This is a genomic window from Bordetella trematum, assembly GCF_900078335.1.
Classification (GTDB): domain Bacteria; phylum Pseudomonadota; class Gammaproteobacteria; order Burkholderiales; family Burkholderiaceae_B; genus Bordetella; species Bordetella trematum.
Genome location: NZ_FKBR01000034.1, coordinates 26,589 through 51,301, shown reverse-complemented (window position 1 = coordinate 51,301; position 24,713 = coordinate 26,589). Strand labels below are relative to the sequence as shown.

The following is a 24,713-nucleotide window of genomic DNA, read 5'->3' as shown; positions in this document are numbered from 1 at the left end:
GCGAGGCTGTCCGCGCGACCCGGTAAACGGGTACGCCCAGGTCTGCCATCTTGCCGACCGTATCCCCCCGTTACGCAGGAGATCCTGCCCATGCAAGCAAGAACCGAAGCCTCCCTCCCGTCGCTGAATGTGCCGGCCTATGTGCGCCATCCGCGCCTGATCGAATGGGTACAGACCATCGTGGCGTTGACCCAGCCCGAACGTGTGGTCTGGTGCGACGGATCCCAGGAAGAATATGACCGTCTGTGCGAGCAGATGGTGCAGGGCGGCACGATGCGCCGCCTCAATCCGCAGAAGCGCCCCAATTCTTATCTTGCCTGTTCCGATCCGTCGGATGTGGCCCGCGTGGAAGACCGCACCTTCATCTGCTCGCAGAATCAGGAGGATGCCGGGCCCACCAACAACTGGGTCGCGCCGGCAGAAATGCGCGCCACGATGCAGGGCTTGTTCGAAGGCGCGATGCGCGGGCGCACGCTGTATGTCGTGCCTTTCTCGATGGGGCCGCTGGGCTCGCCTATCGCCCATATCGGCGTGGAGCTTTCCGACAGCCCCTATGTCGTGGTCAACATGCGCATCATGACCCGCATGGGCCGTGCGGTCTGGGACGTGCTGGGCGAGGATGGCGCTTTCGTGCCTTGCGTGCACAGCGTCGGCATGCCGCTGGAGGCCGGCCAGGCGGATGTCCCCTGGCCCTGCAACCCGGTGAAGTACATCGTGCATTATCCCGAGACGCGCGAAATCTGGAGTTTCGGCTCGGGTTATGGCGGCAATGCCTTGTTGGGCAAGAAGTGTTTTGCCTTGCGCATCGCCTCGACCATGGGGCGGGACGAAGGCTGGCTGGCCGAGCACATGCTGATCCTGGGCGTTACGTCGCCGAAGGGGCGCAAGTACCACGTGGCGGCGGCTTTTCCGTCGGCTTGCGGCAAGACCAACTTTGCCATGCTTATTCCGCCGGCGGGCATGGATGGCTGGAAGGTGACCACCATCGGCGATGACATCGCCTGGATCAAACCCGACGCTCAGGGGCGCCTGCGCGCGATCAACCCGGAAGCCGGCTATTTCGGCGTGGCTCCCGGCACCAGCGAGAAAACCAATCCCAACGCCATGGCCACCTTGCGGGCCAACGTGATCTTTACCAACGTCGCTCTGACCGATGATGGCGACGTCTGGTGGGAAGGCATGACGCCGACGCCGCCGGCGCATCTTATCGACTGGCAGGGCCAGGACTGGACGCCGGAGATTGCGCGGGAAACCGGCCGCAAGGCCGCGCATCCCAACGCCCGTTTCACCGCGCCCGCCTCGCAGTGCCCTTGCATCGACCCGGAATGGGAGAATCCGCAGGGCGTGCCCATCGATGCCTTTATTTTCGGGGGGCGGCGTTCCAATACGGTGCCCCTGGTCAGCGAGGCGCGCAATTGGGTCGAGGGGGTCTACATGGCCGCCACCATGGGTTCCGAGACCACCGCAGCCGCCGCGGGCCAGCAAGGCGTGGTGCGGCGCGATCCGTTCGCCATGCTGCCTTTCTGCGGCTACAACATGGCCGATTATTTCAATCACTGGCTGAGCGTGGGCGAGCGCCTGGCCGCGCAAGGCGCTGTTCTGCCCCGCATCTATTGCGTGAACTGGTTCCGCAAGGGTCCCGATGGCAAGTTCGTCTGGCCGGGATTCGGCGAGAACATGCGCGTGCTGAAATGGATGCTGGCGAGACTGGATGGCAGTATCGGCGGGCAGGAACAGCACTTCGGCATTTCACCGGCCTATGGCGACATCGACTGGACCGGGCTGGAGTTCACGCCCGATCAGTTCGCGCAGGTGATTTCGGTCGACGCGCCCGCCTGGCAGGAGGAGCTGGCGCTGCATGACCGCCTGTTCGAGCAGTTGGCGGGCCGCCTGCCGCCGGCGCTGCCGCAGACCCGCAACGAGATCGAGCGCCGCCTGGCCGGCTGATGATGCCGCAGCGTAGACCCATGCCGCCCGATGGCGGCTATTTCTGCCTGCGCGGCGTGGCCGCGCCGGGTTTCGAACCGGTGGACCTGGATCTGGCGCGCGGCGAGTGCGTGGCCATCATGGGGGCTTCGGGGGCGGGCAAGTCGCTCTGCCTGCGCCAGTTGGCGGACCTCGATCCCGGCGCGGGCGAGATCTGGCTGGACGGCACGGCCCGCAGCGCCCTGAGCGGGCCGGCCTGGCGTCGCCGGGTGGTGTATTGCCAGGCCGAGGCTGGCTGGTGGGATGACGCCGTGGCTGCGCATTTTCCCGATCGGCAGGCCCTGGCTCCCCTGATGCAGGCCCTGGGCCTGCGCGCCGGTCTGCTGCAGGCCCAGGTGCACGAGCTGTCGACAGGCGAGCGTCAACGCCTTGGGCTGGCGCGTGCGCTGCTGTTGCAGTCGCCGGTCTTGCTGCTCGATGAGCCTACCGCTGCGCTGGATGAGGTGGCGACCGGGCAGGTCGAACACCTGCTGCGCGAACGACAGCGCGCCGGCGCCGTACTGGTCATGGTGACCCACAACGCCGCCCAGGCCGAACGGCTGGCCGCCAGGCAGTTCCGCGTCCAGGATCGCAGGCTGGTGGCGCTATGACGGCAGCGGTTTCCGTGGCGGGGGTGCTGCCCCTGCAGGCCAGCGATCTGCTGATTGCCGCCTCCCTGGTGCTGGTCAGTGCCGGCATTTCCTTCGTCATGCGGCTGCACATGGAGCGGCGCATTCTCTGGGCGGCGCTGCGCAGCGTGGTGCAGCTCATGCTTGTCGGCTACCTGCTGCGGGCGGTGTTCGCGCACGCCTCGCCCTGGCTGACGATCTCGGTCGCGCTGGTGATGATGGCCCTGGCCGCGCGTGAGGTGGCCGCGCGGCCAGGGGAGCGCCTGCGCCGTGGCGGCAACGCGGGCATCGGTGCTTTGGCGGTGGTGAGCACCACGGCGGTCACGGCGCTCTTCATCCTGTCGACCGCCTTGCGTCCTGACCCCTGGTACGACCCGCGCTATCTCATTGCGCTGGTGGGGATTGTGCTGGGCAGCGTGCTCAATGCGGCCAGCCTGTCGCTGGACAATATGCTGGCCGGGGCGCGCCGGGAGCGGGCCGGCATCGAGGCGCGCATCGCGCTGGGCGCCAGCAGCGCGCAAGCGTTCGCCCGCCTGATGCGCGAGTCCGTCAGGCGTGGCCTGGTACCGGCCATCAACCAGATGGCCGCAGCCGGGATCATTACCTTGCCGGGCATCATGACGGGCCAGATCCTGGCAGGCATGGACCCGGTCGAGGCGGTCAAGTATCAGATCCTGCTGCTCTTTCTGTTGTGCGGCGCGAGCGCGCTGGCGGCCATCGGCACGGCCTGGCTGGCCATGCGCCGTCTGAGCGACGGGCGTGCCCGCCTGCGTCTGGATCGTCTCCATGGGCACTGAATCTTCCGCGGCCACGCGGGTGGCGGGGTTTGCGCCGGTGGCGAACGCCGATGCGCGCATCCTGATTTTGGGCACCATGCCCGGCGTCGTGTCGCTGACCGAGGCGCGTTATTACGCCAACCCGCGCAATGCCTTCTGGCCCATCGCCGCGCAGTTGTTCGGCGTGTCCCAGGCCTTGCCCTATGAGGCGCGCCTGCAGGCATTGCGTCAGGCAGGGGTGGCGCTCTGGGACGTGCTGGCCGATTGCGAGCGGCCAGGCAGTCTGGACGCAGCGATCGTGTCGGCCACCGCCGTGCCGAACGACTTCGGCGCCTTCTTCGCCGGGCATCCGGCCTTGCGGATCGTGGGCTTCAATGGGGCGCGCGCCGCCCAGCTTTACCGCCGCCATGTGCTGCCCGCGCTGGGATCGCAAGCTCCGGCCTTGCGTTATGTGGCGCTGCCGTCCACCAGCCCGGCGCATGCCGCCCAGGGTTTCGAGCAGAAACTCGCCGCCTGGCGGGTCCTGCTGGAGGGCGGCGACGGCTAGCCGGCCCGCATTTCAAGGGTGGAACGCTCCAGGAAGCGCTCGAAGGCGCTCAGGAAGGCTTGTTCGGCGGCGCTGAGTTTGCGCGCACCATGCCAGGTCAGGAAGACGTCCATCTCTGCGACCGGTTGCTCCGGCGGCAGACGCCGTAACTCGCCGGCCTGGACGTCCTGGCCGATCAAGTGTTCCGGCAGGCAGCTCAGCCCCAGGCCCGCGATCACCATGCGGCGGATTTCCTCGATATAAGGCGAGGTGCCGATGATGCGGCCGGTAAATCCCTGCTGGTCGCGAAAGATCGTCAATGGCGAGAGCGTGTCGCCCAGCTGATCGCTGGCGAAACAGATGAAGTTCTGGTCGCGCAATTCGTCGAGCTGCACCTGGCGGCGCGCAAACAGCGGGTGGTTGCGTCCGCAGACCAGCACATAGCGATGGCGCAGGAAGAGCCGGCGCTCCAATACCTCGATGGGCTGGCGGCACAGGCAAAGCCCCAGGGCGGGCAGGCGTTTGGTCAGGCTGTCGAGGATCACGGCGCTGGGCATGACGTCGACGTTGTATTCCACCTGGGGATAGCGGCGGTGGAACTGCGTCAGGAAGTCGTCATAGGCAGCGCTCTGTATCTTGCTCATGACCAGCAGGCGCAGGGTGCCGGCCACTTCGTGCTGTTCGGTGGCTGCGGCTTCGTCGATGCGGGCCACCATGCCGTACATTTCGCGCGCCAGCCGATAGATTTCCTCGCCCAGGCCGGTGAGGCGGAATTCGCCGTGACGGCGGTAGAGCAGCAGGCCGCCGACGGCTTCCTCCAGCCGCTTGAGAGCCTGGCTGACTGCCGGCTGGCTCAGGTGCAGGGCGCCGGCGGCGCGCCCGACGCCACGCTCCTGCACCACGAACATGAAGGTGCGCAGCAGGTTCCAGTCCAGGCGTTCGGGGGCCAGGGGAGAGGCGGGTTTCTTGGGCGGCGGCGTCGGGGGCATGGCAGATGAAAAAAAGGCGGCCCGAGGGCCGCCTTTGCTGGGAGGGCGGCTCGCTCAGGCGCGGGCCAGGCCGTTGAAGAAACGCTCGGCGTTGTCTTCGAGGCCTTCGATATAGTAGCCGCCTTCCTGCACGATCAGGGTGGGCAGGCCCAGGGCGCCGATGGCCTGACCCAGGCGGCCGAAACCGTCCGCGCTCAGCGCGACGACCGATTGCGGGTCTTTTTCGTAGACGTCGAAACCCAGCGAAAGCACCATCGCATCGGGCTGGAACAGCGCGATCGCGCGGCGCGCCTGGTCCAGGCGGTCAAAGAACACGCCCTCGGGCGAGCCGTGCGGCATGGGCAGGTTGATGTTGAAGCCCAGGCCTTCGCCGGCGCCGCGCTCGTCTTCATAGCCGGCGACCACCGGATAGAAGTTCTCGGGGTCGCCATGGATGGAGATGTACAGCACGTCATTGCGCTCGTAGAAGATCTCCTGGATGCCCTGGCCGTGGTGCATGTCAGTATCGAGCACCACGACGCGGCCGAAGCGCTGGCGCAGCATCTGCGCGGCAATGGCGGCATTGTTCAGGTAACAGAAGCCGCCTGCCGCGTCGCGCCGGGCGTGGTGGCCGGGCGGGCGGCACAGCGCATAGGCCTGGCGCTCGCCGTCGAGCAGCGCCTGGGCGCCGGCGATGGCGCATTGCGCGGCCCAGTAGGCGGCGCGCCAAGTGTTGGGGCCGACCGGGCAGCTCCCGTCGGCCAGATAGCGCGCGGCCTGGGCCAGGACGCCACGCAGGGCATTCGGTTCGCGCACGAACACGTTGGAGACGACTTCATCACCCCAGTCCTGCGGCAATTGCTTCCAGCGCGGATGGGCCTCCTGCAGAAAGCGCAGATAGTCCAGCGCATGCACGGCGCTGATGGGGCCGGCGCCGGCGTCAGCCGGTTCGATCAGCTCGAACCGCAGTTTGCGCACGCCCTCGACCAGCGCGTCCAGGCGGGCCGGCACTTCCTGGGGCTTGCGCATCATGCCCCGCGAGAAGTAGGTCTGCGGGTGATGCAGCTTCTGGTCCGGATGGTAGAAAGTCTTCATGGGTTCAATCCTTGAGAAACAGTTCAGGCGGCCGCGTCATGTTGACGCCGGGTGGACAGGAACAGCACCGACAGCATGGATAGCAGCGACAGGGCGCTGAACAGCAGCGCCAGCGGCCACCATTGTCCCTTGAAGCTCTGCGCCAGGATGGTGCCGACAATCGGGGTGAGGCCGCCAAAAATGGCGCCCGACAGCTGATAGGCCATCGAAATGCCGGTATAGCGGATGCGGGTCGGGAAGCTGTCGCTGACGTAACCGGCGATCACCGCGTAGTAGGCGCCGATGAACAGCACCGCCAGGCCCACGCCCAGCGTGAGCGAAGTGCGCGAGCCCATGTCCACCAGATTGAACATGACATACGGCGTGAAGATCGACAGGAAAGAGGTGATCAGCAGGAAGCGGCGGTAGCCGATGCGCGAGCCGATGTAGGCGGACAGCGGCGTGATGAAGAACTGCATCACCGACACCAGCAGCAGGCTGTCCAGCACCAGCGCGCGCGACAGGCCGACATACTGGGTGGTGTAGGCGAGCATGAAGGTGCTGGTGAAGTAAAACCCGGCGATGCCCAGCACGTTCGCGCCAATGGCCAGCGCCAGCATGCCGGGCGCGCCGCGCAGCACTTCCAGCAACGGCGCCGATTCGCGCGCCTGGCGGGCAGCGCTTTCCTTGGCTTTTCGCTCCTGCTCGGCCAGAAAGTCCGGCGACTCCTTGACGCTGACGCGGATGGCGAAACCCACCACCAGCAGCGCAGCGCTGAACAGGAAGGGCACGCGCCAGCCCCAGCTCATGAAGGCGGCGTCATCCAGCGAGGTCACCAGCTTGAACATCAGCATCGACAGGATCAGGCCGGCCGGGCTGCCCAGCTGCGCAAAAGAGGCGAAGAAAGTGCGTTTTTTCTGGTCCGGGGAGTGTTCGCCTGCCATCAGGACTGCGCCACCCCATTCGCCGCCCACGGCGATGCCCTGGATGAAGCGCAGCACGACCAGCAATACCGGCGCCCATACACCGATGGTGGCATAGGTGGGCAGCAGGCCGATCAGCACCGTGACGGTCCCCATCATCAGCAGCGTGATCACGAGCGATTTCTTGCGCCCGATGCGATCGCCGATGTGCCCGAAGATGGCGCCGCCCAGCGGCCGCGCGAAAAAGCCCACGGCGAAGGTGCCGAAGGCCGCCAACGTGCCATAGAAACCGTCAACCGACGGAAAGAACACTTTACCAAAGACCAGGGCTGCAGCCGTGGCGTAGATATAAAAGTCATACCACTCGATCATCGTCCCGACGAAGGCGGCGACCGAGGCGCGCACCGGCTGGTGCGTCGATTGTTTTTTCCCCTGCATTTTTATCTCGCAAGCAATCAAAGGCGGCGGAATGCCTCGATCTTTATACGTCTGCCCCCTTGCATAATAAAAATTCTATTTTTTTATTCAACGCATTCGTCTGGCTTATGTGCGTGCGCGATCATCCGGCCGCCGGCCATTGTGGTGACGTGGCGTTTTCCCTATATGGGCAATGAAATCAAGGGTTTGCCAGGTGCGAAAGCGCAGCGCCCGCTCGTGATGGAGCGGGCGCGGTCGATGCACGACAGGCTTGCCGGTGGTTTCCTATTGGTGAAACCCCCAGGCCTGGAGCCGGGCCCTCAGACGGCTTTGAGACGTTGCAGCACGGGCAGCAACTCGGCCTGCATCATGCCGGCCAGCAGGTCGAGCTCGGCGATGTTGTCGGCCTCCGATTCGACCGGTACGCCGTCCTTGAGCAGCCGTTGTCCGTGAGCTTCCAGGCAATGCCAGGCATAGGCGGGCCACTGTTCGCGCGGCAGGCCTTCCTGGCGGGCCAGCAGCATCAGCTGGCTGATGCGATCGACGGCCAGGCCGCCACCGGTGACCGGGCTGGCCAGGTACTGGATCTGGGCATCGCTGCGCGCATATTCCAGCAGGTGGCGATTGAAGGCCTGCACACGCGGGCAGAGCTGCTCGATCGCGGCATCGTCGTGGGCCGGAGCGAGGTAGCCGCTGCCGGCCAGCACCATCACGGCTTCGCGCAACTGCGGCGGGCTGACGTTGTGAGCGCGCAGCCGGGTTTCCAGTTCGCCCAAGGTGAGGATCTGCTGATCCTGGAGGCAGTCCAGCAGAGGCAGGTGGATGGCCTCGTGCAGGCTCGCCTCGCGCGCGGCACTGCGGATGGTGAGTTGCACGCGCTCGCGCGGCACGGCAAGCACCACGCGCTGCGCGCGCAACAAGGCCTCGGCGGCGCTCGCGGGGAGGGGGCGTCGGCCCTTGATCCAGCAGTCCTTGCGGAAGCTGCGGCTGATCATCAGGTCCCGCAGGTCTTCGCGCTGCAGGGGGTCGTCGATCTCTGCCATGAGGGCCTGTTGCTCAGGCGTGGTGTTGAGCGCCTCGATCTGATCCAGCGGATTGGCGTTGCAGACATACTCCAGGCGCGCCTCGTGCAGCCAGTCGGCTACCGCCGAGAAGTGCATCGGTTGCCAGGTACCGTTGAGATACTCGTGAGCCAGATAGTGCGGGCTGTGCTCTTCCAGGCTTTGCAGGCGCTCGGCCAGCTGCGGCGCGTTGCGCAGATAGAGCGGCGCGGTGGCTACCACCCGCTTGGCGAAGTCCAGCGCCTGCTCGGTGCGCTTCAGGCGCGAACCACCCAGATTGGCGGCATGGCCGGCCAGCAACTGGCGCAGCGGCAGCAGTGGCGCCCAGCCCGGCATGGCGTTGTAGCTGAGGTAGAGCACCCCGCCGATCTTGAGCTTGCGGCGGATGAAATCCACCAGCACCCGGCGGTTGTCGTCAGTAATCCATGACCAGATCCCGTGCAGGCAGATGAGATCGAAATCCGGCAGGTCCGTGCGCGCGGCGAATTCTGCGAAGCTGTCGGCGGCCAGCTCGGGCGCCGCGCCGGTGTGGGCCGCCAAATGCCGGGCGAAGCTGGCCTGGCTGGGGTTGAAGTCGGTGCCATGCCATTGCCACTGCGTGGCGCTGGCATGGATGGTCGTTGACAGGCCCTGACCATAGCCCAGTTCGCAGGCGGCGCCAGCGTCGGGGAAGACGGCGCCGCAACTGGCAAAGACCAAGCGCAGCCAGAGCGGGTTCATTTCATGGTAATACCCGCAGGTATAGGGGATATCCGTGATGTAGCCGGCAGTCCAATCTTGCATGGTGTTCCACTCACCCAGAGAATAAATCCGTGAATCTTGGGGCGGACCTGCGAAGGTGGCGCAGTTTGCGTCAAAATTGGGATGACATCACCAATGGAGTATTCCCGAATGACGAGCGCCTCTGATACCTGGGCGGTGCGCGCCCGCCAATTGGCGGGCGATGCGATGCAGCATGATCCGGGGCACGATCTCAGCCATCTGGATCGGGTATGGGCCAACGCGCGATGCCTGCTGGCCGAGGACGCCCAGGCCGATCCCGTGGTCGTGGCCGTGGCCTGTTATCTGCATGATGTGGTCAACCTGCCCAAGGATCATCCTGAGCGCGGGCAGGCGTCGCGCCGCTCGGCGCAACAGGCCTGCGGGCTGCTGCTCGCAGCGGGCTTCGATGCGGCGCGCCTGCCGGCGGTCTTTCACGCCATCGAGGCGCACAGTTATTCGGCGGGCATTGTGGCGCGCAGCCCCGAGGCGCGCATCGTGCAGGACGCCGACCGCCTCGACGCCCTGGGCCCGGTCGGGCTGGCGCGCATGTTCGCGATCGGCGGCGCGCTGGGTCGCGCGCTCGCAGACGGGCAGGACCCGCTTGGCCTGACGCGCGAGCGCGACGACAGTCTTTACACCCTTGATCATCTGGAAATCAAGCTCGCACAGCTGCCCGACAGCATGTGGACTGCCGCCGCGCGTGCGCTGGGCCATCGCCGTCTGGCCTGGATGCGGGCGTTTGCACGGGACTTTGCGGCGGACTTCGCGCCAGGCGGTCCTTCTTGACATTAAGTCCAGATATAGACAAAAATTTTAGCCATGAGCCAACCCTCGTCTTCTGCCGAACACGCCGCGTTGCTGGAACAGCTGCAGCAGGTCGCCCTGGGCATCAGCCAGACTTTCGCGCCATTCTGTGAAGTGGTGCTGCATGATCTGGTGGATCCCAGGCATTCGGTGCTGGCGATCCACAATAATCTATCCGGTCGCGAGGTGGGCGATCCCACCACCGAGTTGGGGTTGGCGCGTATCGCCGATCCGGATTATCCGCAGGTGCTGGCCAACTATCCCAACCGCTTTCCCGACGGCCGGCAGGCCAAGAGCACATCGATCGGCATCAAGGACGCCGAAGGTCGCTATGTCGCCGCCTTGTGCCTGAATCTGGACCTCACGCAGTTTCGCAGTCTGCAAAGCCTGCTGGGGCAGTTCACCGCCCTGGACACGAATGCGCCCAGGGAGTCGCTCGATCCGCCCGGCACGCAGACGCTGCGCGCGCGCATCGACGCGTATGCGGCCAGCCTGGGCCTCACGCCACGTACGCTCAAGCCGGCGGCCAGGCGCGAACTGCTGCGCCTGCTCAAGGCGGAAGGTTTTCTCGACGTTCGTCGCGCCATGGAGAGCGTCGCCGCTCACCTGGGCGTGTCGCGCGCCACTGTCTATGGCGATAGCCGCTGAACGGCGCGCCCTTGTCTGCCCGTTTTTTTTCTTTCTACACGACCATGAACCCCACACCTACCTACGCCGATGTCCAGGCCGCCGCCGAGCGCCTGCAGGGCCATGCCCACCGCACGCCGGTCGCCACCTCGCGCCGCCTCAATGAAGAGCTGGGGCTGGAGCTCTTCATCAAGTGCGAGAACCTGCAGCGCATGGGCGCCTTCAAGTTCCGTGGCGGATTCAACGCGCTCTCGCGTCTGGACGCCGCGCAGCGGCGCGCCGGCGTAGTAGCTTTTTCCTCCGGCAATCATGCGCAGGCGGTGGCGCTGTCGGCCAGCCTGCTGGGCATTCCGGCCACCATCGTCATGCCGCAGGATGCGCCGGCCGCCAAAGTGGCCGCCACCCGCGGCTACGGCGGCAAGGTGGTGTTCTACGACCGCTATACCGAAGACCGCGAGGCCATCAGCCAGCGCTTGTGCGAAGAGCAGGGCCTGACCCTGATCCCGCCCTATGATCATCCGGACGTGATCGCCGGGCAAGGCACGGCCGCCAAGGAACTGATCGAGGAAACCGGGCCGCTGGACGCGTTGTACGTCAGCCTGGGCGGCGGCGGCCTGCTGTCGGGCTCCCTGCTGTCGGCCGGCGCCCTGGCGCCGGACTGCGCCGTCTATGGCGTAGAGCCGCAGGCGGGCGATGACGGACTGCGTTCCCTGCGCAGCGGTTCGATCGTGCGCATCGAGACGCCCAAGACCATCGCCGACGGGGCCCAGACTCAATACCTGGGCAACTACACCTTTGACATCATCCGACGCCAGGTCAAGGATATCGTCACGGTCAGCGACGCCCAGTTGGTCGACGAGATGCGCTATCTGGCGCAGTTCCTGAAGCTTGTGGCCGAGCCTACCGGCTGCCTGGGCCTGGCGGCGGTGCGTCAGGCGCGTGAGCAGTGGGCGGGCAAGCGGGTAGGGGTGATCATCAGCGGCGGCAACGTCGACATGGATCGCTTCTGCCAGTTGCTCAGCCGTTGAGGCAGGCGCGGCGGGCCTGGACGGCCCGTTGCGGCGCCCGCCCGGTCAGGGCAGCTCGATGCCGGCGTGGCGCAACAGTTGCGCCGTCTCGAACAGCGGCAGCCCCATCACTGCGCTGTAGCTGCCTTCGATGTGGGCGATGAAGCTGCCGGCCAGGCCCTGGATGCCGTAGGCGCCGGCTTTGCCGAAGGGCTCGCCGCTATCGCAATAGCGCTCGCACTCGGCCAGCGACAAGGCGCGCATCTGTACTTGAGTGACAGACACGGCTTCGTGCAGGCGCTGCTGCCAGCCCAGCACCACGGCCGTGCGGACCTCATGGCGGCGGCCCGATAGCGCCTGCAACATTTGCAGGGCCTCTGCGCGGGTGGCGGGTTTGCCGAGCACGCAGCCCTCAAGCAGCACGGTGGTGTCGGCAGCCAGCAGCGGCAAGGCGGGCAGGGCCTGAGCGTGCAGCCAGTCCAGACCACGTTCGGCCTTTTCGCGCGCGGTGCGCTGCACATAATCGGCGCCCGATTCGCCGGGCAGGATCGGCTCGTCTTCGCCTGCCGGAGCGGGCACCTGCAGCACAGTGTGCGGCAGGCCGATCTGCGTGAGCAATTCGCGCCGGCGCGGGCTGGCCGAGGCGAGGTACAGGCGGGGGGCGGGTTCCATGAAACGCTCAGGCGCGGTGATAGGGGTGATTGTTCAGAATGGCCCAGGCACGATAGAGCTGTTCGGCCAGCAACACCCGCACCATGGGGTGGGGCAGGGTGAGCGAAGACAAGCGGATCAGGCCGTCGCAACTGGCCTTCAGGCCGGCGTCCAGCCCATCGGGGCCTCCCACCAGCAAGGCGACGTCGCGGCCATCGCCGCGCCATTTCTCCAGCTGCTGCGACAGCGCCATCGTGGTCAGGTCGCGGCCACGCTCATCAAGGGCGATGCGGCGCGCGCCGGCCGGCAGCGCAGCCTCGATGCGGCGCGCCTCGGCGGCCATCATCTGGGCAGGCGTCTTGCCGCTGGTGCGCGGCTCCGGCTTGATCTCGCGCAGTTCGAGCGCACAGTCGGCCGGCAGCCGCTTGGCATAGTCGTCCCAGGCGGTCAGCACCCACTCGGGCATGCGGGTGCCGACGGCGGCGACGATCAGCTTCATGCCTGTTCGTCGTCGGTCGCGTCGTAGGCGCTGCGGGCCGCGGCCGGTTGGGTCGAGGCCGGCAGCAGCTTGACGCGCACCGGTTTGTCGCCCCAGATTTCTTCAAGGTTGTAGTACTGGCGGATGGCCGGCTGCATGATGTGCACCACGATATCGCCGAGGTCGACCACGACCCATTCGCCGGTGTCTTCGCCTTCGATGGTGATGCCGGTCAGTTGCAGGGCGCGGCCCCGATCGGCCACGCTGGCGGCCAGTGCGCGGGTCTGGCGGTTGGAGCTGGCGCTGGCAATGACGACCCGATCGAAAAGGCTGGTCAGGTGGGTGGTGTTGAACACCTTGATTTCCTGAGCCTTGACGTCTTCCAGGGCGTCAATGACGGCGCGTTGTAGTTTTTGAATATCCATGGGCGCAAATATAACCCGAGCCGACCCCATCCGAGGGGCCGGACCCGGGGCTTTTGCACGTGGCAGGGGCGGAAATGGCCGCAGGCAGGCGGCAGGGCGGTCAGCGCCGGCCGTGGCGAGCTCAGCGTCCGGTCTTGGCCGAATAAAGGCCGTGCCGCGCAATGTAGCGGGCCACGCCATCGGGCAGCATGTCGCGGACGCTCTGGCCGGCGGCCAGGCGTTGGCGGATCTCCGATGCAGAAACCGGCATGGGCGCAAACGGCAGCTCGTGCAGGCGCCGGCCGACCTGGCGCAGCCAGTCGGCCAGCGCCGGCGGCGTCTGCAGGGCCACCCCCGGCCGGACGGCGACCGCGAGGTCGACCTGGCGGGCGATGTCCTGCCAGCGTTGCCAGGTGCAGAAATTGGCCAGCTGATCGGCGCCGAAAATCCACGTATAGCTGGTGCCGGACGGCAGCGCGTCGATGGTGTCGGCGGTATAGGTCGGGCCGCCGCGCTCGATCTCGCTGAGATTGATGCTCAGGCCCGGCAGGCCGTCGATGGCTGCGCGTATCATCTCCACCCGCTGCTGCGGGCTGGCCGTCAGCGGCGCCCGCTGCCAGGGGTCGGCCGCAGGCAGCAACTGCACTTCATCCAGGTTCAGATGCAGCAATGCGCTTTGCGCCAAGGCCACATGGGCCAGGTGGATGGGATCGAAGCTGCCGCCCAGCAGACCGATGCGCGTCACAGCCAGTCCCGCGGCTTGAGGTAATCCGCCAGTTGGGCTTCGGGCGAGCCGGGCTGCGGTTGCCAGTCATAGCGCCATTGGGCCTGCGGCGGCATCGACAGCAGGATGGACTCGGTGCGTCCGCCCGATTGCAGGCCGAACAGCGTGCCGCGATCGAACACCAGGTTGAACTCGACATAACGGCCCCGACGATAGGCCTGGAAGTCGCGCTCGCGCGTGTCGTAGGGCAGCGCACGGCGGCGCTCGACGATGGGCAGGAAAGCGGGCAGAAAACTGTCGCCCACAGAACGGGTCAGGGCAAAAGCCGCCTCGAAGCCGGCCTCGTTCAGGTCATCGAAGAAGATGCCGCCGATGCCGCGCGTTTCCTGGCGGTGCTTGAGATAGAAATACTCGTCGCACCAGCGCTTGTAGCGCGGGTAGTACTGCGGCCCGTGAGGCGCCAGCGCGTCATGGCACACCTGATGGAAGTGGCGCGCGTCTTCTTCGAAGGGATAGTAGGGCGTCAGGTCCAGCCCGCCGCCGAACCAGAACACGTCGCGTTCATCGTGGCCGGGGCGCGCCGCGGCCACGAACATGCGCACGTTCATGTGGGTGGTCGGCACATAGGGGTTGCGCGGGTGCAGCACCAGCGAAACGCCCATGGCCTGCCAGGGCCGCCCGGCCAGTTCGGGCCGGTGGGCGCTGGCCGACGGCGGCAGACGCGTGCCGGCCACGTGGCTAAACAGCACGCCGCCGCGTTCGAGCAGTTCGCCGCCTTCGATCAGGCGGGAAATGCCGCCGCCGCCTTCGCGGCGTTGCCAGCGGTCGGTGCGAAAGGCCTCGCCGCCGGCGTTCTCCAGCGCGGCGACGATGCGCTCCTGCAAGCCCGTGAGATACGCCTGGACGGCGTTGATGTCGACGGCATGGGTCATGCGGGGGCTCAGGGCTTGGTTTTCTGCTGCGAAGGCTTGAGTGCGCGCCAGCCGATGTCGCTGCGGTACTGGCGGCCGTCGAAATGCACGGCGTTGACGGTCTGGTAGGCGCGCTCGCGCGCCATGCGTACCGAGTCGCCCAGCGCCGTGACGCACAGCACGCGCCCGCCGCTGGTCTTGATCTGGCCGTCTTCGGCGACGGTGGCGGCATGGAACACCATGCAGTCATCGTTGTCGGCCGGCAGGCCGCTGATCACATCGCCGGTGCGCGGCGTGGCCGGGTAGTTGGCCGCGGCCAGCACCACGCCCAGGGCGCTGCGCCGGTCCCAGGTGATGTCGGCCTGGTCCAGCGTGCCCTCGACGGCGTGCTCCAGCGCATCGAGCAGGTCGCTCTTGACGCGCATCATGATCGGCTGGGTTTCGGGGTCGCCCATGCGGCAGTTGAATTCCAGCGTCTTGATGGGGCGGTCGGGGTCATCGCCCGGGGCAATCATGAGGCCGGCGTACAGGAAGCCGGTATAGGGGATGCCATCCTGCGCCATGCCCTGCACCGTGGGCAGAATGATTTCGCGCATGATGCGGTGGTGCAGCTCGGGCGTCACGATGGGGGCGGGCGAGTAGGCGCCCATGCCGCCGGTGTTGGGGCCTTCGTCGCCGTCGCGCAGGCGTTTGTGGTCCTGGCTGGTAGCCAGGGCCAGCACGTTGCGGCCGTCGACCATCACGATGAAGCTGGCTTCTTCGCCGATCAGGCATTCTTCGATGACCACGCGCGCCCCGGCCGCGCCCAGCGAGCCGTCGCCCAGCATGGCGTCGATGGCGTCGTGGGCTTCCTGCAGGGTGGTGGCGACCACCACGCCCTTGCCGGCGGCCAGACCGTCGGCCTTGATCACGATGGGCGCGCCTTCCTGGTCGACATAGGCATGGGCCTGGGCCGGATCAGTGAAGGTCTGATAGCGCGCCGTCGGGATGTTGTGGCGGATCATGAACGCCTTGGCGTAATCCTTGGAGCTCTCCAGCTGGGCGGCGGCCCTGGTCGGCCCGAAGATCTTCAGCCCGCGAGCGCGGAACACATCGACCACGCCGGCGGCCAGCGGGGCCTCGGGGCCCACCACCGTGAGGGCGACGCCTTCGCGCTGGGCGAAATCGGCCAGTTCTTCGGGCTGACTGAGCGCCACGTTCTCGAGTTGCTGGCCGGTCTGGGTGCCGCCGTTGCCGGGCGCCACATAAACCTTGTGAACGCGCGGCGAACGCGCCAGCCGCCATGCGAGAGCGTGTTCGCGGCCGCCCGAGCCGATTACCAGGATTTTCATGTTGCCGTGATTCTTTAAGAGGTTGCCGCCCGACAGCGGGCGCGGGAACCAGCCGGTCCCATCGGGAAAAAGCCCGCGCGGCCCGTCAGGGCACGCCCGGGCGGCGGATTACTGCGCTTCGTCGAATACGACGTTGGTGTAGACCTCTTGCACGTCGTCCAGGCCTTCCAGCGCGTCCAGCAGCTTCTGCATCTTCGCGGCGTCGTCGCCGGTCAGTTCGGTTTCGCTCTGGGGCTTCATGATGATGCCGTCGACCTCGGCCTTCAGGCCGGCGGCCTCCAGGGCCTGGCGCAACGCGGCGAAGTCGGTCGGTGCGCAGATGACCTCGATGCCGCCTTCTTCGTCGGTGATGACGTCTTCAGCGCCGGCGTCCAGGGCGACTTCCATGATCGAGTCCTCGGGGCTGCCCGGCGCGAACAGGAACTGGCCGCAATGCTTGAACATGAAGGCCACCGAGCCTTCCTGGCCCAGGTTGCCGCCGTTCTTGGTGAAGGCGTGGCGCACCTCGGCCACCGTGCGGGTACGGTTGTCGGTCATGCAGTCGACGATGACCGCCGCGCCGCCCACGCCGTAACCCTCATAGCGGACTTCTTCGTAGTTGTCGCCATCGGCGCCGCCCGCTCCGCGCTGGATGGCGCGTTGGATGTTGTCCTTGGGCATGTTGGCGTCCGTGGCCTTGTCCCAGGCCATGCGCAGGCGCGGATTGCTGTCAGGGTCCGCGCCGCCCGCGCGGGCGGCAACCGTGATTTCCCGAATGATTTTGGTCCAGAGCTTGCCCCGCTTGGCGTCTTGGCGGCCTTTGCGGTGCTGGATATTGGCCCATTTACTGTGTCCGGCCATGGCTTCCCGATGAGAAAATCTGCAAAAGCGTCTATTTTAGCGCGCCCGGGGCGGCCCGTCGCCCCGTTACGGTTCTGTGTCGCGTGCACCACGCCGCTTGCCGTGCCAGGCTCTACACTTGGGCCTGTTTTCCGCGTAACCAGAGACCTCCATGCCCGATCCCTTGCTTATCGCCAAAAACGCCGAGACCGAGCTTTTTCTGCTGCCCGGGCTGGCCAACCGGCACGGCTGCATCACCGGCGCGACCGGCACCGGCAAAACCGTCACCCTGCAGGTGCTGGCCCAGGCCTTCTCGCGCCTGGGTACGCCGGTCTTTCTGGCCGACGTCAAGGGCGACCTGACCGGTCTGGCCATGCCGGGGGCCGAGTCTGCCAAACTCAAGGAGCGCCTGACCCGCCTGGGCCTGCCCGAGCCGGTCTGGGGCGGCTGTCCGACTGCACTGTGGGATGTCTTCGGCGAACAGGGGGTGCCGGTGCGCGCCACGGTCTCCGACATGGGGCCCCTGCTGCTGGGCCGCATGCTGGCCCTGAACGACACCCAGCAGGGGGTACTGGCCCTGGTCTTCAAGGTGGCCGATGACGAAGGCCAGCTGCTGCTGGACATGAAAGACCTGCGCGCCATGTTGCAGAACGTGGCCGAGCGCGCGGGCGAGCTGAAGCTGCGCTATGGCAATGTGTCGGCCGCCTCGGTCGGCGCGATCCAGCGCGCCTTGCTGCAACTGGAAGCCGAAGGCGGCGATCGCTTCTTCGGCGAGCCCATGCTGGATGTGGCGGACCTGATGCGCACCACCGCCCAGGGGCAGGGGGTGGTGAACATTCTTGCAGCCGACAAGCTGATGCAGTCGCCGCGCCTGTATGGCGTGTTTCTGCTGTGGCTGCTGGCCGATCTCTACGAGCGCCTGCCCGAGGTCGGCGATCCGGCCCAGCCCAAGCTGGTGTTCTTCTTCGACGAGGCCCACCTCTTGTTTCAGGACGCCCCGGCGGCGCTGCTCACCAAGATCGAGCAGGTGGTGCGTCTGGTGCGCTCAAAAGGGGTGGGTGTGTACTTCGTGACCCAGAACCCGCTGGATATCCCCGATACCGTGCTGGGCCAGCTCGGCAATCGGGTGCAGCACGCCTTGCGCGCCTTCACGCCGCGCGACCAGAAAGCGGTGCGAACGGCGGCCCAGACCATGCGGCCCAAGCCTGGGCTGGACATCGAAGCCGCCATCACTGAACTGGGCGTGGGCGAGGCGCTGGTGTCGTTCCTGGATGCGCAAGGCCGGCCGACGCCGACCGAGCGCGCCTGGGTGCTGCCTCCGGGCAGCCGTATCGGCCCGGCCACCGATCAGGAGCGCCAGGCGCTGCGCCGCGACATGCCGCTGGCAGCCAAATACGAAACCGCCGTGGACCGCGAGTCCGCCTACGAGAAACTGACCGCCCGCGCGGCCGCCGAGGCCGCCCCTCAGGGCGCGCCGGCAGGCAGCGCAGCCCCTGCGGCCGAGGGCGGCGGCCTGCTGCAGGGCCTGAATGACGTGCTGTTCGGCTCGACCGGTCCGCGCGGGGGCAAGCGCGACGGCATGGTGCAAAGCGCGGCCAAGTCCGCCGTGCGCCAGGTCACGCGGGACCTGGTGCGCGGCATCCTCGGCTCTCTGCTGGGGTCGCGGCGTCGTTGAACGACAAACGGCCCGGCTTGCGCCGGGCCGTTCAGTGCTGGTCCGGGCGCAGCCGGCTTCAGCGACCCAGATAGGCCGTGGTGTCGTCCAGCACGCGGCTGAAGCGGGCCACCATGTCGCGCACCTGCGCGGCGGTGATGATCAGCGGCGGGCAGAACGCGATGGTGTCCTGGATGCCGCGCAGGATCAAACCATGTTCGTGGGCGCGCTCGTAGGCGTAGGCGCCAGCGCGGCCCAGCGGGTCGAAGGGCGCGCGCGTGGCCTTGTCGGCCACCAGCTCGATGCCGGCAATCAGGCCCACGCTGCGGATCTCGCCGACCAGCGGGTGATCGGCCAGCGCATGCAATTCCTGGCGCAGCACTTCGCCCATTTCCGCCGCGTGCGGAATCAGGCCGCGCTCGTCGATGATCTTCAGGTTCTCCAGCGCCACAGCGGTGGCGACCGGGTGCCCGCTGGCGGTGTAGCCGTGGCCGAAGGTGCCCAGACGGCCGCTGTATTCCTGCACCGTCTCGGCCACCCTGGCGTTGAGCAGCACGGCGCCCAGGGGTTGATAGGAGGAGGTGATCTGCTTGGACAGCACCATCATGTCCGGCTGGATGTCAAAGACTTCGCTGCCGAAACGTTTGCCCAGACGGCCAAAACCGGTGATGACCTCGTCGGCAATGATCAGCAGGTCGTACTTGCGGCACACGGCCTGGATCTTCTGCCAGTAGGTGCGCGGCGGGACGATCACGCCGCCGGCGCCCATCAGGGGTTCGCCGATGAAGGCGCCCACGGTGTCCGGGCCTTCCTGCAGGATCAAGGCTTCCAGCTCATCGGCCATGCGGGTGGCAAAGGCCTCTTCGGTTTCGCCCGGCAGGCCGTAGCGATAGTAGTGCGGGCAGGAGGTGTGCAGGATCTGCGGCAGCGGCAGATCGAAACCCACGTGGTTGCCGGGCAGGCCGGTCAGGCTGGCCGAGGCCACGGTCACGCCGTGGTAGCCGCGCTGGCGCGCGATGATTTTTTTCTTGTCCTTGCGGCCCAGGGCATTGTGGTAATACCACACCAGCTTGACGACCGTGTCGTTGGCCTCGGAGCCCGAGTTGGTGAAGAAGGCGCGCGCCATGCGGCCTTCGGTGTAGTCGATCAGGCGCTGCGCCAGCTCGATCACCGCCGGGTGCGATTTGTGCGTGAACGTGTGGTAGTAGGGCAGCTCCTGCAATTGGCGCGTGGCCGCGTCCACCAGGCGCGGCTCACCAAAGCCGACTGCCACGCTCCACAGGCCGGCCATGCCTTCCAGATAGCGATTGCCCTTGTCGTCGTAGACATAGATGCCTTCGCCTCGCGCCATGATGCGCGGGCCCACTTCGGCGTGCTTGACGCCGTTGGTGTACGAGTGAAGCTGATACTGAATATCGTGCTGCTGATCCTGGCTCAGATTGGACATGGATAGGTTCCGGAAGAGGCTTTCTGCTTGGGCGGGCAGCGGGTCTGTGATCGACGCTGCTGCCCGTTGTCGATATCATCGGGACATTATCCACCAAACCTGCCGCCCGTCCGAGCGGGCGCCGTTCGATCGTGAAAATCCTTTTTTGCTCCAGCCATGAAATCGAGCCGGCCGAGTGGCTGGAACCCTTGAAAAAGGCCCTTCCGGGCAGTGACATCATTCTCTGGAACGAAGCCATCCCGCCGCAGCAGGCGGAGCTGGCGGTGGTGTGGAACCCGCCTGCCGCGCTCTTCGAGCGCGAGACGGCGCTGCGCGCCGTGTTCAATCTGGGCGCGGGCGTGGACGCCTTGTTTCGCCTGCCTACCTTGCCGGCGTCGCTGCCCATCGTTCGCCTCGAAGATGCCGGCATGGCGGTACAGATGGCCGAGTACGCCGCGCATGCGCTGGTGCGTGCCAGCCGGCGATTCGACGACTACGAACGCCTGCAGCAGGCCGGCCAGTGGGAGCCTCTGCCCGAACTCGATCGCAGCGAATGGCCGGTGGGCGTGCTGGGCATGGGCGTGATGGGCGCGCGCGTGGCCAGCGTGCTGGCCGCGATGGACTATCCCGTGGCCGGCTGGTCGCGCAGCGGCAAGGCGCCCGAGGGGGTGCAGGCCTTCGGCGGGCGCGAGAACCTGGATCGCTTCCTGGCGCGCACACGGGTGCTCATCAATACGCTGCCCCTGACCGACGACACGCGCGACCTGCTACGCCACGAGACGCTGTCGCGTCTGTTGCCGGGCGCGCACGTCATCAACATGGGGCGCGGCGCGCATCTGGTCGAGGAAGATCTGCTGGCGCTGCTGGACAGCGGCCATGTGGCCGGCGCCACGCTGGATGTCTTTCGCAACGAGCCGCTGCCGCCCGAGCATCCGTTCTGGAAGCATCCGCGCGTGAGGATCACGCCGCACATCGCCGCCATCAGCCTGCGGCGCGAAACCATCGCCCAGGTGGCCGAGAAAATCCGCGCCTATCAGCGCGGCGAGCCGCTTTCCGGCACGGTGTCGCGCGACCGGGGGTATTGATGCGAAAGGCGTGCAGGCCGGCAAGCGCCGGCCTGCACGCCTTGTTCACAGCTTGAACCAGGTGGATTTCAGCGTGGTGTACTTGTCCAGCGCATGCAGGGACTTGTCGCGACCGAAGCCCGACTGCTTGACGCCGCCGAACGGCACGCTGATGTCGCCGTCGAAGTAGCAATTGACCCATACCAGCCCGGCGCGCAGACGCCGCGCCATGCGATGGGCGCGCGACAGGTCTGCGGTCCAGAGGCCCGAGCCCAGTCCGTATTGAGAGCGGTTGGCCATGGCCAGCACCTCCTCTTCGGTGTCGAACGGCGTGACCGCCAGCACCGGGCCGAAGATTTCCTCGCGGATGATGGTGAGGTCTTCGCTGGCGCACTCGAAAATGGTTGGCTCCACGTAGTAGCCGCCGCTGTCGTGGCGCACCTGCTGGCCGCCCACGCGCAGCCTCGCGCCTTCCCGCTTGCCGCTGTCGACATATTGCAGCACGCGCGCCAGCTGGCGTTCATCGATGATGGCGCCCATCATCGAGGCCGGATCCAGGGGATTGCCGGGCTGCATCTTGGCGGCCCAGGCCTCGAGTTTCTGCATGAAGGCGTCATAGATGCCCCTGTGCACATAGAGGCGCGAACCGGCGATGCAAACCTCTCCCTGGTTGTTGAAGATGCCGATGGCGGCCGCCAGCGCGGCGCGCTCCAGGTCGGGGCAGTCCTCGAAGATGATGTGAGGGGACTTGCCGCCGCACTCCAGCCAGACCTGCTTCAGGTTGGATTGGCCGGAATATTCCATGAAGCGCTTGCCGGTGGCGGTCGAGCCGGTGAAGGCCAGACAGTCGACATCGGGGTGCAGGCCCAGGGCGCGGCCGGCCACCGGGCCGGTGCCGGGCGTGACATTGAACACGCCTGCCGGGATGCCGGCAGCTTCGGCCAGCTCGGCCAGCTTCAGGGCCGTCAGCGAGGATTGCTCGGCAGGCTTGAGGATGACGCTGTTGCCCGCGGCCAGTGCCGGCGCGACCTTCCAGCTGGCCATCAGCAGGGGGTAGTTCCAGGGCACCACCGCGGCCACCACGCCGACCGGCTCCCGGGTGATGGTGGCCAGAGCGTCCTCGTTGGTGGGCGCGATTTCATCGTATTGCTTGTCGATGGCCTCGGCGTACCAGGCGTAGGTGGTGGCCGCCTCCGGGATGTCATAGGCCAGCGTGTCGGAGATGGGCTTGCCCATGTCCAGGGTTTCGATCAGGGCCAGCTCTTCGGCATTGGCGCGGATCAGTTCGGCCAGCCTGAGCAGGCAGGCCTTGCGCTCGCGTCGCGCCATGCGTGACCAGACGCCGGCCTCGAAGGCGCGCCGGGCGGCTGCCACGGCGCGGTCGATATCGGCCTCCGAGCAGGCGGCCACCCGCGCCAGGCGTTGGCCGGTTGCGGGATTGATGGCATCGATGGGCGTTTCGCCGCCGTCGACCCATTGGCCGTCGATATACGCTTGTTCACGCAGGCGCAGCGTCTTGGCGCGCGCCTCCCAGTCGGCAAGAGTGCTCATGAGGTTCTCCGGTTGGCTTGCCGCGCGCCGGCAGGGCCGCGGCTGACGAGAAAGATGCCTGCGCCCACGATCAGCGCGGTGCCGGCCAGGGCCAGGGCGTCGGGCGGACGGTGGAACAGTACGGTGCTGAAGCCCAGCGCCATCAGCAGATGGCAGTAGTTCAGCGGCGCCAGCGTGGAGGCTTCGGCACGCTGGAAGGCGGCGATCAGCAGGATCTGCGCCAGGCCGTTGCTTACGCCCATGCCGACGATGATCAGCCCGTCGGTCAGGCCGGGCCAGGGGTCGGGCAGAAAAAAGGGCGCGGGGATCGCCGTGATGATCAGGCAGATGAAAGCGGTATAGGCGTACTGCACCCGGGCATGGACCTTGCCGGCCAGCTTGCGCGTGATCACCTGAAAAAGCGCATAGCAGACCGCCGAGATGGCCATCAACAAGGTGCCCAGCAGCGGCAGATCGGCGTTGGGACGCACGATCAGCAGCATGCCGGCGAAGCCGGTGCATACCGCCAGCCACTGTGTCGGCCCGACCCGTTCGCCCAGCAACCAGGGCGACAGGGCCACCACGATCAGCGGCGACGTGAAATAGATGGCCGTGGCCTCGGCCAGGGGCATCCAGATCAGCGCCGTCATGAAACAGGTGCCGACTGTGCCCAGCACCAGGCCACGCGCCACCAGCAACGGCCGCTGCGGCTGGCCCGACCAGCGCGGCACCCCGTGACGCAACAACAGGATCAGGGCGATGGTCGCCACCGCCGTGTAGCGCGTCACGTTGATGAAGGGCGCCGGATAATAGGCCAGCATGTATTTCGAGCCTGCGTCGAAACTGGCCAGCGCGACCAGCGCGGCCAGAAAGCAGGCGATGCCGACGGCGCGCGAAGACGCCGCCTGGGGTGGGTTCATGGCTGGATCACCCCGGCATGGGTCAGCATGGCGCCCAGCAGCACATTGGCGCCGGCAGTCAGGTGCTCGGGCTTGGCGTCCTCGATCTCATTGTGGCTGATGCCGTCCTTGCAGGGCACGAAGATCATGGCCGTGGGCGCGACGGTGGCCACGTAGACCGCGTCGTGCCCGGCGCCGGTGACGATGTCCATTTCCGGCAGGCCGCGGGCCCGTGCCTGTTCACGCACCGCCTCGATCAGCTCGGGGGCGAAGGGGGTGGGCGGGAAGTGCTGCACGTCCTGCAGGTCCACCTCGACCGGGTAGCCGGCCGTCTCGCCCGAGGCCAGGGCGGCGCAGGCACGACGCAGGCGCGCATCCATTTCGGCCAGCAGGTCGGCGTTCTCGTGGCGCAGGTCCACGCTGAAGGACACCTTGCCGGGGATCACGTTGCGCGACGACGGGAAGACATTGGCCACGCCCACCGTGCCACGCCCCTGGGGGGCGTAGTCGCGCGCGATGCGGATGACCTCCTGCATGATGAATGTGGCCGCGTAGAGGGCGTCGCGTCGCAGCGGCATGGGCGTCGGGCCGGCGTGGGCTTCCATGCCGGTGACGGTCAGGTCGTACCAGCGCAGCCCGAGCGAGCCGGTTACTACGCCGATGACCTTGTCTTCCGCTTCCAGGATGGGGCCCTGTTCGATATGGGCCTCGAAATACTTGCCCAGTTTGCGCTGGCCGACCGGTTCGCTCCCGGCGTAGCCGATATTGACCAGCTCGTCGCGCACCGACTTGCCGTCGATGTCCGTGGCCGACAGCGCCGTCTCCAGGGGGAAGACGTTGCAGAACACGCCCGAACCCATCATCACCGGCACGAAGCGGGTGCCTTCTTCATTGGTCCAGATCACCAGCTCCAGCGGCGCCTCGGTCTCGATGCCTTGCTCCTGCAAGGTGCGCATGACCTCCAGGCCGGCCATTACGCCGAAGCAACCGTCGAACTTGCCGCCGGTAGGCTGGGTGTCGATGTGGCTGCCGGTGGCCACCGGCAGCTTGGAAGGATCCCGTCCCGGACGACGCCCGAAGATGTTGCCCACCTGGTCCACCGTGATCTCCAGACCCGCATCGCGCATCCAGCCCACCACCAGGTCGCGGCCCTGGCCGTCCAGTTCGGTGAGGGCCAGGCGGCAGTTGCCACCCTTGTCGGTCGCCCCGATGCGGGCCAGCTCCATCAGCGACTGCCACAGGCGCTCGCCGTTGATCGAAATGTCGTTGATCTGTTTCATCGT

Annotated in this window: 24 protein-coding genes; 9 read left to right on the top strand and 15 right to left on the bottom strand. The window is 66.9% G+C overall.

Annotated elements, in window-relative coordinates:
* Positions 1 to 90: 90 nt before the first annotated feature.
* From A7V84_RS14655 to A7V84_RS14640, 4 genes are read left to right on the top strand one after another with little or no spacing between them, the layout of a single operon-like run.
* The gene (locus tag A7V84_RS14655) at positions 91 to 1,947 is read left to right on the top strand and encodes a phosphoenolpyruvate carboxykinase (GTP) (RefSeq protein WP_033534647.1); all 1,857 of its coding nucleotides are present in this window, start codon (positions 91 to 93) and stop codon (positions 1,945 to 1,947) included.
* A 20-nt stretch (positions 1,948 to 1,967) separates the two neighbouring features.
* Positions 1,968 to 2,576, top strand: coding sequence for an ABC transporter ATP-binding protein (locus A7V84_RS14650; protein WP_051348282.1), 609 nt, complete (start codon positions 1,968 to 1,970; stop codon positions 2,574 to 2,576).
* Positions 2,573 to 3,391, top strand: coding sequence for an ABC transporter permease (locus A7V84_RS14645; RefSeq protein WP_033534648.1), 819 nt, complete (start codon positions 2,573 to 2,575; stop codon positions 3,389 to 3,391). The genes A7V84_RS14650 and A7V84_RS14645 overlap by 4 nt, the downstream gene beginning before the upstream one ends.
* The gene (locus A7V84_RS14640; protein ID WP_033534649.1) at positions 3,381 to 3,917 is read left to right on the top strand and encodes a DNA-deoxyinosine glycosylase; all 537 of its coding nucleotides are present in this window, start codon (positions 3,381 to 3,383) and stop codon (positions 3,915 to 3,917) included. Before A7V84_RS14645 ends, A7V84_RS14640 begins: the two co-directional genes overlap by 11 nt.
* On the opposite strand, the gene A7V84_RS14635 is transcribed toward A7V84_RS14640, so the two are convergent.
* The 4 genes from A7V84_RS14635 to A7V84_RS14620 form a co-directional block, all read right to left on the bottom strand.
* On the bottom strand, positions 3,914 to 4,885 hold the full coding sequence (locus A7V84_RS14635; protein WP_025516516.1) for a LysR family transcriptional regulator: 972 nt from the start codon (positions 4,883 to 4,885) through the stop codon (positions 3,914 to 3,916). The genes A7V84_RS14640 and A7V84_RS14635 overlap by 4 nt on opposite strands.
* A 54-nt stretch (positions 4,886 to 4,939) precedes the next feature.
* Positions 4,940 to 5,959, bottom strand: a complete 1,020-nt coding sequence (locus A7V84_RS14630; protein WP_025516507.1) for a histone deacetylase family protein — start codon at positions 5,957 to 5,959, stop codon at positions 4,940 to 4,942.
* 23 nt (positions 5,960 to 5,982) lie between these two features.
* Positions 5,983 to 7,299 carry an MFS transporter gene (locus tag A7V84_RS14625; RefSeq protein WP_033534650.1) on the bottom strand — a complete coding sequence of 439 codons (1,317 nt, stop codon included), beginning with the start codon at positions 7,297 to 7,299 and terminating at the stop codon, positions 5,983 to 5,985.
* Positions 7,300 to 7,598: 299 nt separating this feature from the next.
* On the bottom strand, positions 7,599 to 9,122 hold the full coding sequence (locus A7V84_RS14620; RefSeq protein ID WP_025516501.1) for a methyltransferase regulatory domain-containing protein: 1,524 nt from the start codon (positions 9,120 to 9,122) through the stop codon (positions 7,599 to 7,601).
* Between the two features lie 108 nt (positions 9,123 to 9,230).
* On the opposite strand from A7V84_RS14620, the gene A7V84_RS14615 reads away from it, so the two are divergent.
* From A7V84_RS14615 to A7V84_RS14605, 3 genes are read left to right on the top strand one after another with little or no spacing between them, the layout of a single operon-like run.
* Positions 9,231 to 9,887: an HD domain-containing protein gene (locus A7V84_RS14615; RefSeq protein WP_231886738.1), complete on the top strand. Its 657-nt coding sequence runs from the start codon at positions 9,231 to 9,233 to the stop codon at positions 9,885 to 9,887.
* A gap of 33 nt (positions 9,888 to 9,920) precedes the next feature.
* On the top strand, positions 9,921 to 10,553 hold the full coding sequence (locus tag A7V84_RS14610) for a helix-turn-helix transcriptional regulator (protein ID WP_025516498.1): 633 nt from the start codon (positions 9,921 to 9,923) through the stop codon (positions 10,551 to 10,553).
* 44 nt (positions 10,554 to 10,597) lie between these two features.
* A complete protein-coding gene (locus A7V84_RS14605) occupies positions 10,598 to 11,560 on the top strand; it encodes a threo-3-hydroxy-L-aspartate ammonia-lyase (protein WP_033534770.1) in 963 nt (320 codons plus the stop codon).
* 45 nt (positions 11,561 to 11,605) lie between these two features.
* Here the strand turns inward: A7V84_RS14605 and A7V84_RS14600 are convergent, their stop codons facing one another.
* The 7 genes from A7V84_RS14600 to A7V84_RS14570 all read right to left on the bottom strand — a co-directional run bounded on the left by A7V84_RS14600 (position 11,606) and on the right by A7V84_RS14570 (position 16,878).
* Positions 11,606 to 12,211 carry a Maf family protein gene (locus A7V84_RS14600; RefSeq protein ID WP_025516494.1) on the bottom strand — a complete coding sequence of 202 codons (606 nt, stop codon included), beginning with the start codon at positions 12,209 to 12,211 and terminating at the stop codon, positions 11,606 to 11,608.
* Between the two features lie 7 nt (positions 12,212 to 12,218).
* On the bottom strand, positions 12,219 to 12,689 hold the full coding sequence (rlmH, locus tag A7V84_RS14595; RefSeq protein WP_033534652.1) for a 23S rRNA (pseudouridine(1915)-N(3))-methyltransferase RlmH: 471 nt from the start codon (positions 12,687 to 12,689) through the stop codon (positions 12,219 to 12,221).
* Positions 12,686 to 13,093: a ribosome silencing factor gene (rsfS, locus tag A7V84_RS14590; RefSeq protein WP_025516492.1), complete on the bottom strand. Its 408-nt coding sequence runs from the start codon at positions 13,091 to 13,093 to the stop codon at positions 12,686 to 12,688. Before rsfS ends, rlmH begins: the two co-directional genes overlap by 4 nt.
* Before the next feature lie 121 nt (positions 13,094 to 13,214).
* The gene (nadD, locus tag A7V84_RS14585; RefSeq protein WP_063492169.1) at positions 13,215 to 13,817 is read right to left on the bottom strand and encodes a nicotinate (nicotinamide) nucleotide adenylyltransferase; all 603 of its coding nucleotides are present in this window, start codon (positions 13,815 to 13,817) and stop codon (positions 13,215 to 13,217) included.
* Positions 13,814 to 14,728 carry an oxygen-dependent coproporphyrinogen oxidase gene (hemF, locus tag A7V84_RS14580; RefSeq protein WP_063492170.1) on the bottom strand — a complete coding sequence of 305 codons (915 nt, stop codon included), beginning with the start codon at positions 14,726 to 14,728 and terminating at the stop codon, positions 13,814 to 13,816. Before hemF ends, nadD begins: the two co-directional genes overlap by 4 nt.
* A gap of 8 nt (positions 14,729 to 14,736) precedes the next feature.
* A complete protein-coding gene (gene purD / locus A7V84_RS14575) occupies positions 14,737 to 16,038 on the bottom strand; it encodes a phosphoribosylamine--glycine ligase (RefSeq protein WP_025516488.1) in 1,302 nt (433 codons plus the stop codon).
* Positions 16,039 to 16,146: 108 nt separating this feature from the next.
* Positions 16,147 to 16,878 carry a YebC/PmpR family DNA-binding transcriptional regulator gene (locus A7V84_RS14570; RefSeq protein ID WP_025516485.1) on the bottom strand — a complete coding sequence of 244 codons (732 nt, stop codon included), beginning with the start codon at positions 16,876 to 16,878 and terminating at the stop codon, positions 16,147 to 16,149.
* A 151-nt stretch (positions 16,879 to 17,029) separates the two neighbouring features.
* Between A7V84_RS14570 and A7V84_RS14565 the strand changes: the two genes are divergently transcribed.
* Entirely contained in the window at positions 17,030 to 18,532 is a 1,503-nt protein-coding gene (locus tag A7V84_RS14565) for a helicase HerA-like domain-containing protein (protein ID WP_063492171.1), read from the top strand.
* 58 nt (positions 18,533 to 18,590) lie between these two features.
* On the opposite strand, the gene A7V84_RS14560 is transcribed toward A7V84_RS14565, so the two are convergent.
* Positions 18,591 to 19,958, bottom strand: coding sequence for an aspartate aminotransferase family protein (locus A7V84_RS14560; RefSeq protein ID WP_025516482.1), 1,368 nt, complete (start codon positions 19,956 to 19,958; stop codon positions 18,591 to 18,593).
* 131 nt (positions 19,959 to 20,089) lie between these two features.
* On the opposite strand from A7V84_RS14560, the gene A7V84_RS14555 reads away from it, so the two are divergent.
* Positions 20,090 to 21,022: a 2-hydroxyacid dehydrogenase gene (locus A7V84_RS14555; RefSeq protein ID WP_063492172.1), complete on the top strand. Its 933-nt coding sequence runs from the start codon at positions 20,090 to 20,092 to the stop codon at positions 21,020 to 21,022.
* Positions 21,023 to 21,067: 45 nt separating this feature from the next.
* Here the strand turns inward: A7V84_RS14555 and A7V84_RS14550 are convergent, their stop codons facing one another.
* From A7V84_RS14550 to A7V84_RS14540, 3 genes are read right to left on the bottom strand one after another with little or no spacing between them, the layout of a single operon-like run.
* Positions 21,068 to 22,552 (bottom strand): aldehyde dehydrogenase, encoded by a 1,485-nt coding sequence (locus A7V84_RS14550; RefSeq protein ID WP_063492173.1) that lies wholly within the window; start codon positions 22,550 to 22,552, stop codon positions 21,068 to 21,070.
* A complete protein-coding gene (locus A7V84_RS14545) occupies positions 22,549 to 23,451 on the bottom strand; it encodes a DMT family transporter (RefSeq protein WP_063492174.1) in 903 nt (300 codons plus the stop codon). The genes A7V84_RS14550 and A7V84_RS14545 overlap by 4 nt, the downstream gene beginning before the upstream one ends.
* A complete protein-coding gene (locus A7V84_RS14540) occupies positions 23,448 to 24,710 on the bottom strand; it encodes a Zn-dependent hydrolase (RefSeq protein ID WP_025516476.1) in 1,263 nt (420 codons plus the stop codon). The genes A7V84_RS14545 and A7V84_RS14540 overlap by 4 nt, the downstream gene beginning before the upstream one ends.
* Between the last annotated feature and the right edge of the window lie 3 nt (positions 24,711 to 24,713).